Raw genomic sequence first — 15,292 nt, forward strand, 5'->3', positions numbered from 1 at the left:
CTGGCCACCCGCGTGCGCAGCTTGGCGGCCCGATGTGGCGGCGCGACCAGTCCGGCGATCGCGGCGGCCTCCTTCGCGCCGCCGTTCACCGCCCGCGAACGGGAGGTCGCGGTGCTGGTGGCGCGGGGGCTGTCGAATCGGCAGATCGCCAAGGCGGTGTCGCTGTCGGTACGGACCGTCGAGAGCCACATCTACCGGGCGAGTATCAAGGCCGGCGTCAGTGGACGCGCCGCGCTGGCACGGCTGATGCGCGGCGCCGAGGAGCCGAACTGACGGGGTCCCTACCATCGGTGAGATGAGCAACCTCTGGCTGCACTTCACCCGGCACGGCCCGGACTTCACCCCGCCGGTGATCACCCGCGGCGACGGCGTCACGATTTTCGACGACCGCGGTAAGAGCTACCTCGACGCGCTGTCCGGATTGTTCGTGGTGCAGGTGGGTCACGGCCGGTCCGAACTCGCCGAAGTCGCGGCCCGGCAGGCGCAGACGCTGGCCTTCTTCCCGCTCTGGGGATACGCCACCCCGACGGCCATAGAACTCGCCGAACGCGTCGCCGGGTACGCCCCGGGTGACCTGAACCGGGTGTTCTTCACCACCGGTGGCACCGAGGCCGTCGAAACGGCATGGAAAGTCGCCAAACAATATTTCAAGCTGACCGGCAAACCCGGTAAGCACAAGGTGATTTCGCGTTCGGTCGCCTACCACGGCACCACCCAGGGCGCACTGGCGATCACCGGCCTGCCGAAGTTCACCGCCCCCTTCGAGCCGGTGACGCCGGGCGGTTTCCGGGTACCCAACACGAACTTCTACCGCGCACCCGAACCGTATGCCGCGGACGCCAAAGCGTTCGGCCGGTGGGCGGCGGACCGGATCGCCGAAGCGATCGAATTCGAAGGACCGGACACCGTCGCCGCGGTGTTCCTGGAACCGGTGCAGAACGCCGGCGGCTCTATTCCGCCGCCGCCGGGTTATTTCGAGCGGGTCCGCGAGATCTGCGACGAATACGACGTGCTGCTGGTGTCCGACGAGGTGATCTGCGCCTTCGGCCGAATCGGATCGATGTTCGCGTGCAACGACTTCGGCTATGTACCCGACATGATCACCTGCGCGAAAGGCTTGACGTCGGGCTACGCGCCGCTGGGCGCCATGATCGCCAGCGAGAGGCTGTTCGAGCCGTTCAACGACGGCAAGACGATGTTCCCGCACGGCTATACGTTCGGCGGCCATCCGGTGTCGACGGCCGTCGGGCTGGCCAACCTCGACATCTTCGAGCGCGAAGGCCTCAACGACCGCGTCAAGGAGTTGTCCCCCGCGTTGCGGGCCACCCTGGAGAAGCTGTACGACCTGCCCATCGTCGGCGACGTGCGGGGCGAGGGATTCTTCTTCGGCATCGAACTGGTCAAAGACCAGGCGACCAGGCAGACCTTCGCCGACGACGAACGCTCGGCCCTGCTCGGCCGGGTGTCGGCCGCGATGTTCGAGGCCGGCTTGTACTGCCGCACCGACGATCGCGGCGATTCGGTGATCCAGCTGGCACCGCCACTGATCAGCGGTCAGGCCGAGTTCGACACCATCGAGTCGATCCTGCGGGAAGTACTCAAGTCCGCTCACCCAGCCGGATGAACACCGCAAGGGCGACGGTGACAACCGCCGTCGCGGTGCCGACGTACAGCGTCTCCAGAGCGCCGGTCAGCAACATGCGCTCGACGAATTTGATGACGACGATGACCACCAGCACCTGGATGATCGGTCGCTTGAGTTCACCGAGATTGTGCACGGTCAGCCACTCGGGCAGGTGCAGGTCGGCGACGAAGAGCTCGAAGAGACCCAGCGCCACGATGAGTTGCACAGTCGCCAGCAGAAACAGGTCGACAACTTCCAGCAGGCTGATCACCGCGGAATCCTGGCGCCACCCCCCATGTGCCAACACCACGACAAGGTCCACGGCGCGTCCAGACGCCCACAGCAACGTCACCAGGGTCGTCACCGCCAACCCGCAGACGGCGATGACGATCAGCAAGCGGAGGCGTTCAAAAACCAGACGCACGACGGGACCCGGTCAGCGTGATGGGCAGGCGCTTCAGTGAGTTGTTCAGGTTGGAGCGGATCCGCACCGGCTCGCCGCTGAGCTCGATGCCCGGGAAGGTGGCCAACAGCTCTTCGAAGAAGACGCGGGCCTCGAGTCTGGCCAGGTGCGCGCCCAGGCAGAAGTGAACGCCCATCCCGAACGACAGGTGCGGATTGGGATGGCGGTGGATGTTGAATCGCTGGGGGTCTTCGAAGACGGTTTCGTCACGATTGGCGGACGTGTAGTACATCGCCACCTTGTCGCCGGCCCTGATGTGGATTCCGGCGAGTTCGGTGTCGACGAGCGCCGTCCGCCGAAAATAGTGCAGCGGGTTGTCGTAACGGAGAATCTCCTCGATCGCACGCCCGATGAGCGACGGATCGGCTCGCAGTTCGGCCAGCTGGTCGGGGTGTCGCAGCAGGGTCAACAAGCCCGACGACAACATGCCCTTGGTGGTGTCGTTGCCCGCGGTGACCAGCTGCACGAAGAAGCCGCCGAACTCCAGGTCAGTCATCGGCCGGCCGCCGAAATCGCCGTGGAGGATGGCGCCGGCCAGATCGGCGATCGGTTCGGCCGTCCGACGCGCGGCGGCCAGCTCGACCGCATAGGCCGCCATCTCGGCCCCGCCCTCGCCGTCGCCGTATGCCGGACCCGCCAGGTCCGGGTCCTGATTGGAGGTGATGCGCTCGGCCAACTGCTGCAGGTAGGGCCAGTCTTTCCGGGGCAGTCCGAAGAGCTCGCCGATGACGTGGGTCGGCAGCGGAGCGGCGACCTGGTGAACGAACTCCGTCTCGCCGCGTTCCTGCGCTTCGGCCATGATCGCACGGCAGATATTGCGTACCCGCCCCTCGAGACGCGCTGTCGCGCGTGGGCGAAAATGCGGCGACAACGGCGCGCGATACGCATGGTGACGGGGCGGGTCCATGGCCGCCAACATGTTTCGCATCCTGCCCAGCGTCACTGGTGGTAGGTCTTCGATGACGATGCCGCCCTCGGCGGCCGAGAAGACCTCCGGGTGGCGGGCGACCTCGACCACATCGGCGTGACGCAGCACAGCCCAGAAGCCGGGCTCACCGTTCATCGGTTGCCAGTGCACCGGATTCGTGTGCCGCAACCCCGCGAGCACCTCGTGCGGAACGCCGTTGACGAAGGCATCCGGGCTGGCGAGGTCGAGAAGACCGGATGCGGTGGGTGCGCTCATTGCAATAGTACGTTCGGCCGGGGCAAACCTGCGGCCTCGCACAGGGACAGGTAGCTCACCAGGGTGCTGGTTCCGTCGAAGACGCTTTCCACATTTCCCGCGGCGTCGAGATTGAGGTTCGCCCCGTAGATCTGGAACCACACATGGGTGTCGTCCTCGAGTACCTGCAGCGTGTGTACGGAGCCGGCAGGTTCGTACAGGAACGATCCCGCACGATTGACGTAGCTGTACTCCCGGTATCGCCAGGCTCCCGAGGTGGTGTAGGCGTACACCGGGCCGGTGTGTTTGTGCCGCTGCACCTGATAGCCGGCCTGGAAAATGTTCTCCACGATCCACAGGCCCTCAGCCGCTCCGACGTGGATCACCTTGAGCAGCGACCCGTCACCGACGTCGACGAACGGCAGTTCGTCGGCGCCGACATGCATGGCGGCGGGGACATCGACCATCGTCACCTGGAAAGCCTCCCTCCGACGCGCGATGAGGAGAACAATATATGAAATAGATTACGTGTCAATCTTTTCGCGAAGTTTAGTACGCCAGTTTGCGGGCCGATCGCCGACCGACCACGTCACCTCCAGAAGCGCCGCTTGCCCGGCCGCTCCGTCATGGCCCGCCTGACCGCGTCCAGGGCCACCAGCACCTGCCGGCTCTGCGGCCCCTTCGGCTCCGCCAGGAAGCGCGCCAGCGCGGCGCACAACTGCTCGAGCGCCGCCCGCAGCTCGGGGTCGCCGGCCGCGTCGCGATGCTGCCTCAACTCCTCGAGCACCGCGTCCAGACCGGAACGCCGAACCTGCATCGACTTCTCGACCTGCTTCAGCAATTTGTCCAGCGGCCGCGGAGTGGCGGGCTTGCGGGGCGCGGCCTGCTCCAGTGCCTGCTCCGGTGCGGCCCCGGCAAGCGCCGGCGCGGGTCCCGCCGGTGCCGGCATAAAACCGGCCGTTTCCGGCATCGATCCCGCCGGTGCCGGCATCGCGTAGGCGTGAGCCGCCTTGGCGAAGCCCACATTGGTCACCCAACCGGATGGCTCCTCGACGGGCTGAACCACCTCGGTCAGCGGACCGGCGTCGGTGCGCTCGGGGTCGATCGCGACGAACGCCGTGAACCGTGACAGCACGCCGAAGCGCACCGAGTGCGCGACCAACCGAGCGGCCAGTTCGTCGTCGGCGGAGTACGCCGCGTACTCGTCCTCCAGGTCACGGACCACCGAACGCGCCCAAATCGTCCGCACCGCAACGGCTTCCGGTGCGACTCTGGCGGGCAGCGCGGTCGTGAACGACTCGTCGGCGTCGACGTGGAAGGTCACGTCGCCGGCACCCCGGTAGCGCCCCGAGATCACGCACGGTATGCCTGCGAAGGCGTCAGGTAGGCGGGCCGGCGTCACCGTGTCGTCGAGGAGCGAGACCCCGTCCGCACGTACCCGCAGCGACGTCAGCGCCGGACGCCCGATGGTTCGGGCCAGCCGGGCCATCACCTCATCGAGACGCTCCTCGGATTCCACCAACTCCGAGCGCCCGTGCCCCAGCCCCGCGAGCCGGTCGAGGAAACCGGCGTTGACGGCGCGATCGATGCCCACGCAGTAGATGCGGGACCGTCCGACGGCGGGAGCCAGGGTGCGCAGCAGGTGGTCCTCCCCGGTGATCTGGCCGTCGGTCACCAGCACGACGCTGGCCTGGCGGCCCTCCGCCGTCCCGGCCAGAATGTCGACCGCCTTGTACAGCGGCTCGGCCATCACGGTGCCGCCACGGCTTTCCAGCGAGCCCAGCCACGACGCCGCGGCGAACCGGTTGCGGTCGGTCGCGTCCACCAAACCGTCCAGTAGGCCGGTGGGTGTGTCGATCCGATCGTCGAAGGCCAGCACGCAGAATCGGTCGGCGGTGTCGAGCATGTCCACGATCCGGCCGGCGGCCCGTCGCGCGGCGATCATCTTCCAGCCGTGCATCGAACCCGAGCGGTCCAGCAACACCACGACATCCCTTGGCGCACTGGATGTCTCAACGGGCGGTACCACTGTCACCGACCAGGTGCCCTCGGATCCGTCCTCGTCCGGGACCACCAAAGCCGACGACGACAGCTCGCTGCGGTCGACCCGGAAGCGCAGCACGAAATCCCGGTCGGCGCGCGCACCCGGCTCCACCTGCAGGTGTGTCACCCCGTCGGCCCGGGTCGCCGTGGTCGGCAGGGACGACCGCAGGTCGGACACCGCGAGTCCGGCGCCATCGAGGCTCAGCGAGATCTGCAGGTCGGGACGCTCGTCGGATTCCAGGAGGCGGGGCGGAGTCACCCGCGATGCGTCGGGTACCGCATCGGTGTCGGCCGCCAGACCCGGGCCGGTCTGGTCACCCGGCAGCGGCGTCCCCGCGGTGTAGCGCGGCGCGACCACCAGCGGGAAACGGAACGTGGCCTCGCCGTCCTCGAAGGACAGCGGCCCGGTCAGCCGCATCTCGATGACCGCCTCCTCGCCGGGGCCCAGATTGCCCACCCGCACCGAGAACACGTCCGAACGGTCCTCCTCGACGATCGCGGCGCGCTGGCCGGAGACGAGTGCCTGTTCGTAGTCCGCGCGCGCCTGCCCGCGCTCCTTGAGCACACCGATCACGCGTCGGCCGGCGAGTTCGGCGGAGAAGTCGGTGACGCCCGCGCGGGCCGGCAGCGGAAACACATAGGTGGCCTCGATCGTGGTGTCGCCGGCGTTGACGAACCGCTGCCGCACCGTCGAACTGGCCGTCATGCCGACCAGCACGGTCTGCACGGTGAGCGCCTTCAGCGGCAGGGAGCGGCCGTCGTCGGCGCTCAGTTGACCGCAGCCGGGCCGGCCGGCCCGGACCGGTCGGGTGGGTTCGGCCGGCAACAGGGGCAACACCTGGGTATTCATGGAGAATCCTTTCCTGGATCAGCGAGCAGGTCCAACAGCGGCGCGGCGGCGCGGCGCAGCGAGTCGAGCGCGGGCAGCGGCCCGTCGATCAGCAAGGTGACAGTGTCGGAAAGCCGAACGGCCTGCAGGCGGGTGACGGCCGGCTCGGGAGCCGCGTCGGGGACGGCTTGCGGGACGGCGCGCCAGAAGGCCCCGGCCGCGCGGGCGGGTTCGGGAGCCGGCTCCGGATCGCCGAGCCCGTCGGGAATGGCGCTGTCGGGGATCGCGGCCAGCTCCTCGACCTGATCCGACGACATAGCCGCCAGCCGCTCGGCGATCTCGTCCAGAGACAGGCCCTGACCTTGCAGGCGCTTGATCGCGACCAGCCGGACCAGGTGGGTGCGTCCGTAGGTCAGGGCACGGCCCCGGTTCCCGGGCCGGGGCAGCAGGCCCCGAGAGGTGTAGTAGCGGACCATGCGCTCGGCCGGAACGGCTTTCGCCTGCCGGTTGTCCGGCGCGGCACCGGACGCCTCAACGGCGTCGGCGGCCGCGGCGGCGAATTCGGGCAGGGTGAGCAGTGTCATGGTATTTGACAGTGTCATATACCATCTCGACACTGTCAAATCGGGGTCGGCACTAGCAACTTGCGCACCACCCGTCACAGCGCGGCTCCCGGCGTTCGGCGTTCCCATCCCTTAATCTGCACAGCGATGCCCTCCACACGGACCTCTCTACGCGCAGCGTCGTGCCTGGCCGCAGCGGTTTTCGCGATCAGCGGCTCCGGTGCACTGGCCAACGCCGAGCCCAGCGCCGAGGTGAATCCGCAGGCCGCCAACTGCCCGTACCGGATCAACACCCCACCGGCGGTCGACTCCTCCGAGGTCCCCCGCGCCGGTGAACCGCCCCTGCCGCTGGCCCTGCCCGCCACCCCGGTCGGCGGCAACGCGCTGAGCGGCTGCGGCATCATCGCCGCCCCCGACACTCCCCCGGTGCCCGGTGACGTCTCCGCCGAGGCGTGGTTGGTCGCCGACCTGGACAGCGGCGCCGTCATCGCCGCCCGCGACCCGCACGGCCGGCACCGCCCCGCCAGCATCATCAAGGTGCTGGTCGCGATGGCATCGATCAACGCGTTCAGCCAGAGCAAGGCCGTCCCCGGAACCGACGACGACGCGGCCGCCGAGGGCACCAAGGTCGGCGTGGATGCCGGGGGCACCTACACCATCAACCAGTTGCTGCACGGCCTGCTGATGCACTCCGGCAACGACGCCGCGCACGCGCTCGCCATGCAGCTCGGCGGTATGCAGCAGGCGCTGGAGAAGCTGAACGTGCTGGCCACCAAGCTGGGCGGGCACGACACCCGGGTGGCCACGCCGTCCGGATTGGACGGGCCCGGAATGAGCACCTCGGCCTACGACATCGGCCTGTTCTACCGGTACGCCTGGCGCAACCCCGTCTTCGCCGACATCGTCGCGACCCGGACCTTCGACTTCCCCGGCCACGGTGACCACCCCGGCTACGAGCTGGAGAACGACAACCAGCTGCTCTACCACTACCCGGGAGCGATGGGCGGTAAGACCGGCTACACCGACGACGCCGGCCAGACGTTCGTGGGTGCGGCCAACCGCAACGGCCGGCGCCTGATGGCGGTGCTGCTGCACGGCACCCGGCAGCCGATCGCGCCGTGGGAGCAGGCCGCGCACCTGCTGGACTACGGGTTCAGCACCACCCAGGGCACCCAGGTCGGCTCGCTGATCGAACCCGACCCCTCGCTGGTGAGCACCAAGGCGAGCCCCGCCAGCCGGGCGCCCGACAGCAACCAGGCCGCGGGTCTGATGTCCTCGGCCGACTCGTTGCCGATCCGCGTCGGCGTCGCCGTCATCGGGACCGTCGTCGTGTTCGGGTTGATCCTGGTAGCACGCTCGATGAACGGCCGGACACAACACTGAAAAGCACTACAATCTGCCGGATGACCGCCCTGTACCAAGACGCCGGACTCACGCTGGACGAGGACGGGATCACCGTCAACCGCTACTACTTCCCGTTCGCCAACGCCAAGCGGATCGCCTACTCCGACATCCAGGGCATCAGGCGCGAGAAGATGAGCTGGGCGACCGGCAAGGGCCGAATCTGGGGCGCCGGCGATCCGCGCTACTGGTTCCCCCTGGACCCCCGCCGCGGCCGTAAGTCGACCCTGCTGGTGATCGACGTGGGCCGCCGGGTGCGGGTGTGCATCACCCCCGACGACCCGGAGAAAGTCATCTCCATCCTCAAAGCCAAGGTCAAAGCCTGACCGGCCGGGGGCTGCTGGTCGGGCTGACCGCGGCCGGCGTCGGGGTCATCTACGGCTACGACCTTTCCAGCATCGCGGGCGCGCGGTTGTTCATCGCCCAGGACTTCCATCTGAGCACGCGACAACAGGAGCTGCTCACCACGATGGTGGTGATCGGTCAGATCATGGGCGCCCTGGTGGCCGGCGTCACCGCCAACGCGATAGGCCGCAAGCGGTCCACGGTCCTGCTGACCGCGGGGTACGCGCTGTGCGCGATCCTCGGAGCCTGCGCCGTGTCGCTGCCCATGCTGCTGGCCGCCCGCCTGCTCTTGGGCGTGGCCATCGGCGTCGCGGTGGTGGTGATACCGGTGTATGTGGCCGAGTCCGCGCCGACAGCGGTGCGCGGCTCGCTGCTGACCGCCTATCAGGTGACGATCCTGGGCGGCATCATTCTGGGATACCTGGTGGGCTACCTGCTGGCCGGCGCGCACGCCTGGCGCTGGATGCTGGGACTCGCCGCCCTGCCCGCCGTCGTGCTGCTCCCCCTGCTCATGCGGCTGCCCGACACCGCGCGCTGGTACATGCTCAAGGGTCGCGTCGAGGATGCGCGGCAAGCCCTGTTACGGCTCGAGCCTGCGGATGCCGTCGAGACCCAGTTGGCCGAGATCGCCGACGCTCTCGAAGTCGAGGGCAGCGGGAAGATCACGGAGATGGTCCGCCGGCCGTACCTGCGGGCCACGATGTTCGTCGTCGCGCTCGGCTTCCTGGTCCAGATCACCGGGATCAACGCGATCATCTACTACAGCCCCACGATCTTCGCCGAAATGGGCTTCCAGGGCGATTTCGCGCTGCTCGGATTGCCCGCGCTGGTCCAACTGGCCGGGCTGTCCGCCGTCTTCGTCTCGCTGTTCTCGGTGGACCGGTTGGGCCGACGCCCGATTCTGTTGTCCGGCATCGTGATGATGATCGTTGCCGACACCACGCTGATCGTCATCTTCGCCAACAGCGCCGGCAGCGGGCTGGTCCTCGGGTTCGGCGGCATCCTGCTGTTCATCGTCGGCTTCAACTTCGGCTTCGGTTCGCTGGTGTGGGTGTACGCCGGCGAGAGTTTCCCCTCGCGCCTACGCTCGCTGGGGTCCAGTGTGATGCTCACCTCGACGCTGACGGGCAACGCGCTGATCGCCGGATTCTTTCTCACCATGCTGCAGCTGCTCGGCGGCGCAGGGGTTTTCGCGGTGTTCGCCGGGTTGACGGTGGTGGCCTTCGTTGTGGTGTACCGGTTCGCGCCGGAGACCAAAGGCCGCGAACTCGAGGACATCCGGCAGTTCTGGGAGAACGGTGGCCGCTGGCCCACCGCGGACCCGTGACACTGATCAGTGCGGGCACCGTCGTCGCGGACGACGAGGTCTGCCGGCCGGGCTGGGTGCATATCGACGGCCGGCGGATCGCCGCCTGCGGCACCGGAGCGCCGCCCGCACCGGCCGACCTGGTGCTGCCGGATTCCCTTGTGGTGCCCGGCTTTATCGACATGCACGTGCACGGTGGTGGCGGCGCGTCGTTCGGCGACGCGCCGGCGGCGGCCGCGCGATTCCACCGGGGCCACGGCACCACCACCACCCTGGCCAGTCTGGTCACCGCCGCCCCGGCCGAGTTGCTGTCGGCTGTGCGCCTGCTGGCCGACGCGACCAGGCAGGGCGTCGTGGCGGGCACCCATCTGGAGGGACCGTGGCTCAGCACGGCGCGCTGCGGCGCCCACGACCACACCCAGATCCGGCACCCGGACCCCGCCGAGATCGAGGCCGTGCTCACCGCCGCCGACGGCACCATCCGGATGGTCACCCTGGCGCCCGAGTTACCCGGCAGCGACGACGCGATCCGGCGTTTCCTGGACGCGGGTGTCGTTGTCGCGCTTGGACATACCGAGGCGACCTATGAGCAGACCCAGCATGCGATCGCCCTGGGCGCCACCGTCGGCACCCACCTGTTCAACGCGATGCCGCCGATGGGTCACCGGGAACCCGGACCGGCGCTGGCCCTGCTGCAGAACCCGGCGGTGACGGTCGAACTGATCGCCGACGGCGTGCACGTGCGCCCCGAGATGGTCCATGCGGTGCTGCAGTGGGCCGGGCCCGACCGCGTCGCGGTGATCACCGATGCGACCGCGGCGGCCGGCAGCGGTGACGGTGAGTACCGGCTGGGAACGGTGCCGGTCGTCGTCGCCGGCGGAGTGGCCACGGTGCGCGGCACCTCCACCATCGCGGGCAGTTTGGCGACCATGGATCAACTCTTCCGCGCCGTGGCCGAGGGCGCGGGCCTGGCTGCCGCAGTGCGGACGACCTCGGCCACCCCGGCCCGTGCGCTCGGACTCGACGGGGTGGGCGCCATCCGCGCCGGCTACCACGCGAATCTGGTTGTGCTGGGCCAGGATCTGCGGGTGCGCGAGGTCATGGTCGAAGGCTCCTGGCGGGGCGATCGATAACCGGCTGTCACACCTGGGCGGCCCGGCGCGTCATAGCTGTGTATCCGAAACGATTGGAGCCACCATGACGCACCCGTTCCGCACCGCCGTCGAGGGCGGTCAGTTCGACACCATCGGCGACATCTTCGCCGAAGATGGAGTGCTGCACAGCCCCATCGCGCAGCGGCCCTACCGCGGCCGTGCCGTGATCGCGACGGTGGTCGGCACCGTCGCCAAGGTGCTCGACGACTTCCGGTTCGAGCGGGAGCTGGACGGCGCGCTCATGTTCAGAGCGACCGTCGACGGACTGGACATCCAGGGCTGCGATTTCCTGCACACCGACGACGACGGACTGGTCGATGAGATCACCGTGATGATGCGTCCGCTCAAAGCCGTTACCGCGTTCGCCGCCAGGATGCGCACCGAACTCAGCGGCGGCGCCTGAAGACCCGCGAAAGCGTCAGCGCGCCAACGGCTCCCGCCGCCATCGCGGCCACCGTCTGGCGCGGACGCAACCCTTCCTCGACCGTGACTCGCGGACTGATGACCGCCGGCGGCGGCGGGTCGACGTGCCTGTCGCGCGGGTCCTCTGGTGCCGCCGTGGCCGCCCACGCGGTGCTGAACAACAGCAGCGACCACGTCACGAACGCGAACACCATCAACCCCAGAACCGGACCGAACGCCGCTCCCGCCGGGCTGCGCACCACCGTCTGCAGGTAGAGCGAACCCACCTGTTTGAACACCTCGAAACCCAGCGCCGCCATCAGCCCGGCCCGGACGGAGGTGGTGAAACGCACCGACTCCCGAGGCAGCCTGGCGATCATCCAGGTGAAGAGAAGCCACGTCACCAGCACCGAGACCAGTACGGACACACCCCGGAAGATCTCGTCGAACACCGAATAGTCAGGAATGTGAAGCCATCTCAGGACAGCCGCCATCGGTCTCTTCTGCCCCAGCGCGCTCAGCGCGACCGTGACCATGATCACCAGGAAGGTACCCACCATCGCGGCCAGATCGGACAGCTTGGTGCGCACATAACCGTCGGGCTCGATGTGTTGTTCCCACATCTCGCTGAGCGCCTCGCGCAGATGCCACATCCAGCCGAGCCCGGCCCAGGCCGCCGTGGCCAGACCGATCAACCCGACCGATGTGCGCGCATCGATCGCCGAGTTGATCAGATCGACCATCTGCTGCCCCAATTCGCCGGACACCGCGGACCGGATCCGGCCGTCGATCGTCTGCAACAACTGCGGCCGGCCCGCCAGCACGTAGCCCGCCGCCGCGAAACCCACCATCAGCAACGGGAACAGCGCGAAGATGGTGTAGTACGTCAGGCCCGCCGCGAAGAACGTGCCCTTCTGCTTGGCGAAGCGCTGGTATGCCCGCAGGATATGGTCCAACCGCGGGTGGCGGGTGCGCAGCCGCTGCAAAAACCCGGGCTTGTCAGTCGGCTCGGTCACGTCGCACCTGGCGCGGTCGCGGCCCAGGCTGTGCTGTACAGCACCAAAACCCAGGTGACATAGGCGAATATCAGGAGGCCCAACAGCGGCCCGAACGTCGCCCCCGCGACGCTGCGCAGCACCATCCGCAGGTACAGCGAGCCCACCCATTTGAACAACTCGAACCCGACGGCCGCCATCAGACCCGCCCGCATCGAGGTGGCCACACCAACCGACTCCCGCGGTAAGCGAACGATGACCCAGCTGAACACCAGCCACGACACCAGGAAAGATATCACCACCGAGATGGTGCGGAATACCCAGTGGAATACCGAAAGTTCAGGTATGCCAAGCAGATTCAGCACCATCTTCATCGGCTCAGCATGGGCCAGCGCGGCGAGCGTCATGCTGGCCACCACCACCGCGAAGGTGCCCAGCACCGCGGACAGATCGGACGCGATGGTGCGCGCGAAGCCCAGCCTGTCGGGCTGATGGCCCCAGATCCTGCACAACGCTTCCCGCAGCCGGTACATCCAGGTCTGGCCCATCCACGCCGCGAAGACCAGCCCGATCACGCCAACGGAGGTGTGCGCCTTGATCGCCGAGTTCATCAACGTGACCAATTGCTGCCCCAGCTCGGGCGACACCCAGGACCGGGTGCGATCGTCGATCGCGTCGACCAGTTGCGGACGCCGCGACAATGCGAAGCCGCCCACCGCGAAACCGATCATCAGCAAAGGAAACAACGCGATCAGCGTGTAGTAGGTGAGACCCGCCGCGAAGAGGTTGCCATTGCACGCTCTGAAGTGCAGAAAGGCGCGAATGAAATGGTCCAGCCAGCCATACCGCGCCCGGAGCCGATCCAGGAACCCTGGCTCGGTCTGCTGATCGACGGTCAATTCATTCCCTTTGCGGCAGGAAACCTAACCGATCGTAGACCCGCTGCAAGGTTTTGCTGGCGACATCGTTGGCGCGCTGCGCGCCGGCGGCGAGCACCGACTCCAACTCGGCCGGATCGGCCGTCAGCTCCGCCACCCGGTCCCTGATCGGCCTGATGTATTCGACGACCGCCTCGGCCGTGTCCTTCTTCAGGTCGCCGTAGCCACGCCCGGCGTAGCCGTCGACCAGAGTGTCGATCGCGACCCCGGTGACCGCCGACTGGATGCTCAGCAGGTTCGAGACACCGGCCTTGGCCACCGGGTCATAGCGGATCTCGCGCTCGCTGTCGGTGACCGCCGAACGAATCTTCTTGGCGGACTTGGCCGGATCGTCGAGCAGGCTGATCAGTCCGGCGTCGGTGGACGCCGATTTACTCATCTTCGACGTCGGGTCCTGCAGATCGTAGATCTTGGCGGTGACCTTGGGGATCAGCACGTCGGGAACCACGAAGGTGTCCGGGAAGCGGCTGTTGAACCGTTGCGCGATGTCGCGCGCCAACTCCAGGTGCTGGCGCTGGTCCTCCCCCACCGGCACCAGATCGGTGTCATAGGCCAGCACGTCGGCGGCCTGCAGCACCGGGTAGGTGAAGAGTCCGACGGTGGTGGAGTCGGCGCCCTGCTTGGTCGACTTGTCCTTGAACTGCGTCATCCGCGAGGCCTGGCCGAAGCCGGTGAAGCAGCCCAGCACCCACGCCAGCTGGCTGTGGGCCGGCACGTGGCTCTGCACGAAGATGGTGGCGCTGTTGGGGTCGATGCCCAGCGCCAGGTATTGCGCGGCGGTGATCAGCGTGCGGCGCCGCAGCGCCTCGGGGTCCTGCGGAATGGTGATGGCATGCAGGTCGACGACGCAGAAGAACGCCTCGTACCCGTCCTGCAGCCCCACCCACTGGGCCACCGCGCCCAGGGCGTTGCCGAGGTGGAGAGAGTCGGAGGTGGGCTGCACGCCGGAGAAGATCCGGCGGGTTCCGGTAGGGGTGCTCATGATGCCCCGATCTTTTCACGGGCCCCTCAAGCACCGAACGTGAAGCTGTCTTCACGCTCGGCGTCGAGCGTGAAGACAGCTTCACTCTGGGCGACGACCGGGGGTCCGGGGGGCGGCTTGCGGTACCGGCGGTACCGCATTTACTGTCGGATTTATGCTCCGTCTGCGTAGACCGTCATCGGCGGGCGCCACCCGGCAGCCCATCCACCTCGGACCCACGGACGGCTCTGCGGAGCCGATCCTGCTGCTGCACCCGTTCCTGATGTCCCAGACGGTGTGGGAGGTCGTCGCCCAACAACTGGCCGACACCGGCCGCTACGAGGTGTTCGCACCCACCATGGCCGCCCACAACGGCGGCCCCCGCGCCGGCACCTGGTTCCTGTCCTCGCAGGTCCTGGCCGACCACGTCGAACGTCAGATGGACGAGCTCGGCTGGGAGACCGCCCACATCGTCGGCAACTCGCTGGGCGGATGGGTCGCGTTCGAACTGGAGCGGCGCGGCCGCGCCCGCAGCGTCACCGGCATCGCCCCGGCCGGCGGCTGGACGCGCTGGAGCCCGGCCAAGTTCGAGGTGATCGCCAAGTTCATCCTGGGCATTCCGCTGCTGGTGTTCGCCTGGCTGTTCGGCCCGAACGTCATGCGCGTGCCGTTCAGCCGTCACCTGGCCACGTACGCCATCAGCGCGAAACCCGAGGGCGTCAGCGAGCGCGAGCTCAGCGTCATCATCGACGACGTCGCGCACTGCCCGGCCTACTTCCAGCTACTGCTCAAGGCGTTGCTGATGCCCGGTCTGCAGGAACTGGCCGAGAACGCCGTGCCGGCACATCTGGTGATCTGCACCAAGGACCGCATCGTCCCGTCGCCCAGGTTCAGCAAGCACTTCCGCCACCACCTGCCGGACGACCACCAGTTCACCGTGCTCGAAAACGTCGGGCACGTACCGATGTTCGAGGCGCCGGGCCGCGTCACCGAGGTGATCCTGGAGTTCCTGGAAGAAGTCTCGCCGCCCGTTCGCGCCCTCGAACCGCCGGCCGGCTGAGCCGCCTCGCCCGTCGATTTGGCGGGACACAGCAGCCATACGATAA

At 67.9% G+C, this 15,292-nt stretch carries 16 protein-coding genes; 8 read left to right on the plus strand and 8 right to left on the minus strand.

The window, feature by feature from the left end; translation table 11 throughout:
• The coding region (locus AO501_RS13845) for a helix-turn-helix domain-containing protein (RefSeq protein WP_055578267.1) at positions 1 to 273 on the plus strand (273 nt) is incomplete at its 5' end.
• A 22-nt stretch (positions 274 to 295) separates the two neighbouring features.
• Positions 296 to 1,624: an aspartate aminotransferase family protein gene (locus AO501_RS13850; protein WP_055578268.1), complete on the plus strand. Its 1,329-nt coding sequence runs from the start codon at positions 296 to 298 to the stop codon at positions 1,622 to 1,624.
• Here the strand turns inward: AO501_RS13850 and AO501_RS13855 are convergent.
• From AO501_RS13855 to AO501_RS13875, 5 genes are all read right to left on the minus strand, one after another.
• Positions 1,599 to 2,048 (minus strand): YqhA family protein, encoded by a 450-nt coding sequence (locus AO501_RS13855; RefSeq protein WP_082658620.1) that lies wholly within the window; start codon positions 2,046 to 2,048, stop codon positions 1,599 to 1,601. The two genes, AO501_RS13850 and AO501_RS13855, sit on opposite strands and share 26 nt — an antisense overlap.
• Positions 2,032 to 3,270, minus strand: a complete 1,239-nt coding sequence (locus tag AO501_RS13860) for a cytochrome P450 (protein ID WP_055578270.1) — start codon at positions 3,268 to 3,270, stop codon at positions 2,032 to 2,034. Before AO501_RS13860 ends, AO501_RS13855 begins: the two co-directional genes overlap by 17 nt.
• Positions 3,267 to 3,716 carry a 2,4'-dihydroxyacetophenone dioxygenase family protein gene (locus tag AO501_RS13865; RefSeq protein ID WP_055578271.1) on the minus strand — a complete coding sequence of 150 codons (450 nt, stop codon included), beginning with the start codon at positions 3,714 to 3,716 and terminating at the stop codon, positions 3,267 to 3,269. The genes AO501_RS13860 and AO501_RS13865 overlap by 4 nt, the downstream gene beginning before the upstream one ends.
• A gap of 122 nt (positions 3,717 to 3,838) precedes the next feature.
• Entirely contained in the window at positions 3,839 to 6,142 is a 2,304-nt protein-coding gene (locus tag AO501_RS13870; RefSeq protein WP_055578272.1) for a VIT domain-containing protein, read from the minus strand.
• Positions 6,139 to 6,705, minus strand: a complete 567-nt coding sequence (locus AO501_RS13875) for a MerR family transcriptional regulator (RefSeq protein WP_082658621.1) — start codon at positions 6,703 to 6,705, stop codon at positions 6,139 to 6,141. Before AO501_RS13875 ends, AO501_RS13870 begins: the two co-directional genes overlap by 4 nt.
• A 126-nt stretch (positions 6,706 to 6,831) precedes the next feature.
• Between AO501_RS13875 and AO501_RS13880 the strand changes: the two genes are divergently transcribed.
• From AO501_RS13880 to AO501_RS13900, 5 genes are all read left to right on the plus strand, one after another.
• Positions 6,832 to 8,067, plus strand: a complete 1,236-nt coding sequence (locus AO501_RS13880; protein ID WP_055578273.1) for a D-alanyl-D-alanine carboxypeptidase family protein — start codon at positions 6,832 to 6,834, stop codon at positions 8,065 to 8,067.
• Positions 8,068 to 8,087: 20 nt separating this feature from the next.
• Positions 8,088 to 8,411 carry a hypothetical protein gene (locus AO501_RS13885; RefSeq protein ID WP_055578274.1) on the plus strand — a complete coding sequence of 108 codons (324 nt, stop codon included), beginning with the start codon at positions 8,088 to 8,090 and terminating at the stop codon, positions 8,409 to 8,411.
• A complete protein-coding gene (locus AO501_RS13890) occupies positions 8,408 to 9,757 on the plus strand; it encodes a sugar porter family MFS transporter (protein ID WP_055578309.1) in 1,350 nt (449 codons plus the stop codon). Before AO501_RS13885 ends, AO501_RS13890 begins: the two co-directional genes overlap by 4 nt.
• On the plus strand, positions 9,754 to 10,869 hold the full coding sequence (gene nagA, locus AO501_RS13895; RefSeq protein ID WP_055578275.1) for an N-acetylglucosamine-6-phosphate deacetylase: 1,116 nt from the start codon (positions 9,754 to 9,756) through the stop codon (positions 10,867 to 10,869). Before AO501_RS13890 ends, nagA begins: the two co-directional genes overlap by 4 nt.
• Positions 10,870 to 10,933: 64 nt before the next feature.
• Positions 10,934 to 11,293 (plus strand): nuclear transport factor 2 family protein, encoded by a 360-nt coding sequence (locus AO501_RS13900; RefSeq protein WP_055578276.1) that lies wholly within the window; start codon positions 10,934 to 10,936, stop codon positions 11,291 to 11,293.
• Here the strand turns inward: AO501_RS13900 and yhjD (AO501_RS13905) are convergent.
• The 3 genes from yhjD (AO501_RS13905) to trpS are packed head-to-tail and all read right to left on the minus strand — an operon-like array spanning position 11,277 to position 14,207.
• Positions 11,277 to 12,308: an inner membrane protein YhjD gene (yhjD, locus tag AO501_RS13905; RefSeq protein WP_055578277.1), complete on the minus strand. Its 1,032-nt coding sequence runs from the start codon at positions 12,306 to 12,308 to the stop codon at positions 11,277 to 11,279. The genes AO501_RS13900 and yhjD (AO501_RS13905) overlap by 17 nt on opposite strands.
• On the minus strand, positions 12,305 to 13,186 hold the full coding sequence (gene yhjD, locus AO501_RS13910; protein WP_055578278.1) for an inner membrane protein YhjD: 882 nt from the start codon (positions 13,184 to 13,186) through the stop codon (positions 12,305 to 12,307). The genes yhjD (AO501_RS13905) and yhjD (AO501_RS13910) overlap by 4 nt, the downstream gene beginning before the upstream one ends.
• Before the next feature lies 1 nt (position 13,187).
• Complete coding sequence (trpS, locus tag AO501_RS13915; protein WP_055578279.1) at positions 13,188 to 14,207, minus strand: tryptophan--tRNA ligase; 1,020 nt, start codon at positions 14,205 to 14,207, stop codon at positions 13,188 to 13,190.
• A gap of 241 nt (positions 14,208 to 14,448) precedes the next feature.
• On the opposite strand from trpS, the gene AO501_RS13920 reads away from it, so the two are divergent.
• A complete protein-coding gene (locus AO501_RS13920) occupies positions 14,449 to 15,246 on the plus strand; it encodes an alpha/beta fold hydrolase (RefSeq protein WP_055578310.1) in 798 nt (265 codons plus the stop codon).
• The last annotated feature ends 46 nt before the right edge of the window (positions 15,247 to 15,292 follow it).

The sequence above is a fragment of the Mycobacterium gordonae genome, assembly GCF_001417955.2.
Lineage (GTDB): Bacteria > Actinomycetota > Actinomycetes > Mycobacteriales > Mycobacteriaceae > Mycobacterium > Mycobacterium gordonae_B.

Bases quoted from the DNA above. Each gene is read 5' to 3' on its own strand.
- AO501_RS13870 (WP_055578272.1), bottom strand. From the start codon at position 6,142: ATGAATACCCAGGTGTTGCCCCTGTTGCCGGCCGAACCCACCCGACCG.
- AO501_RS13850 (WP_055578268.1), top strand. From the start codon at position 296: ATGAGCAACCTCTGGCTGCACTTCACCCGGCACGGCCCGGACTTCACC.
- AO501_RS13900 (WP_055578276.1), top strand. From the start codon at position 10,934: ATGACGCACCCGTTCCGCACCGCCGTCGAGGGCGGTCAGTTCGACACC.
- AO501_RS13860 (WP_055578270.1), bottom strand. From the start codon at position 3,270: ATGAGCGCACCCACCGCATCCGGTCTTCTCGACCTCGCCAGCCCGGAT.
- AO501_RS13875 (WP_082658621.1), bottom strand. From the start codon at position 6,705: ATGACACTGCTCACCCTGCCCGAATTCGCCGCCGCGGCCGCCGACGCC.
- trpS (WP_055578279.1), bottom strand. From the start codon at position 14,207: ATGAGCACCCCTACCGGAACCCGCCGGATCTTCTCCGGCGTGCAGCCC.
- AO501_RS13865 (WP_055578271.1), bottom strand. From the start codon at position 3,716: ATGGTCGATGTCCCCGCCGCCATGCATGTCGGCGCCGACGAACTGCCG.
- AO501_RS13885 (WP_055578274.1), top strand. From the start codon at position 8,088: ATGACCGCCCTGTACCAAGACGCCGGACTCACGCTGGACGAGGACGGG.
- AO501_RS13880 (WP_055578273.1), top strand. From the start codon at position 6,832: ATGCCCTCCACACGGACCTCTCTACGCGCAGCGTCGTGCCTGGCCGCA.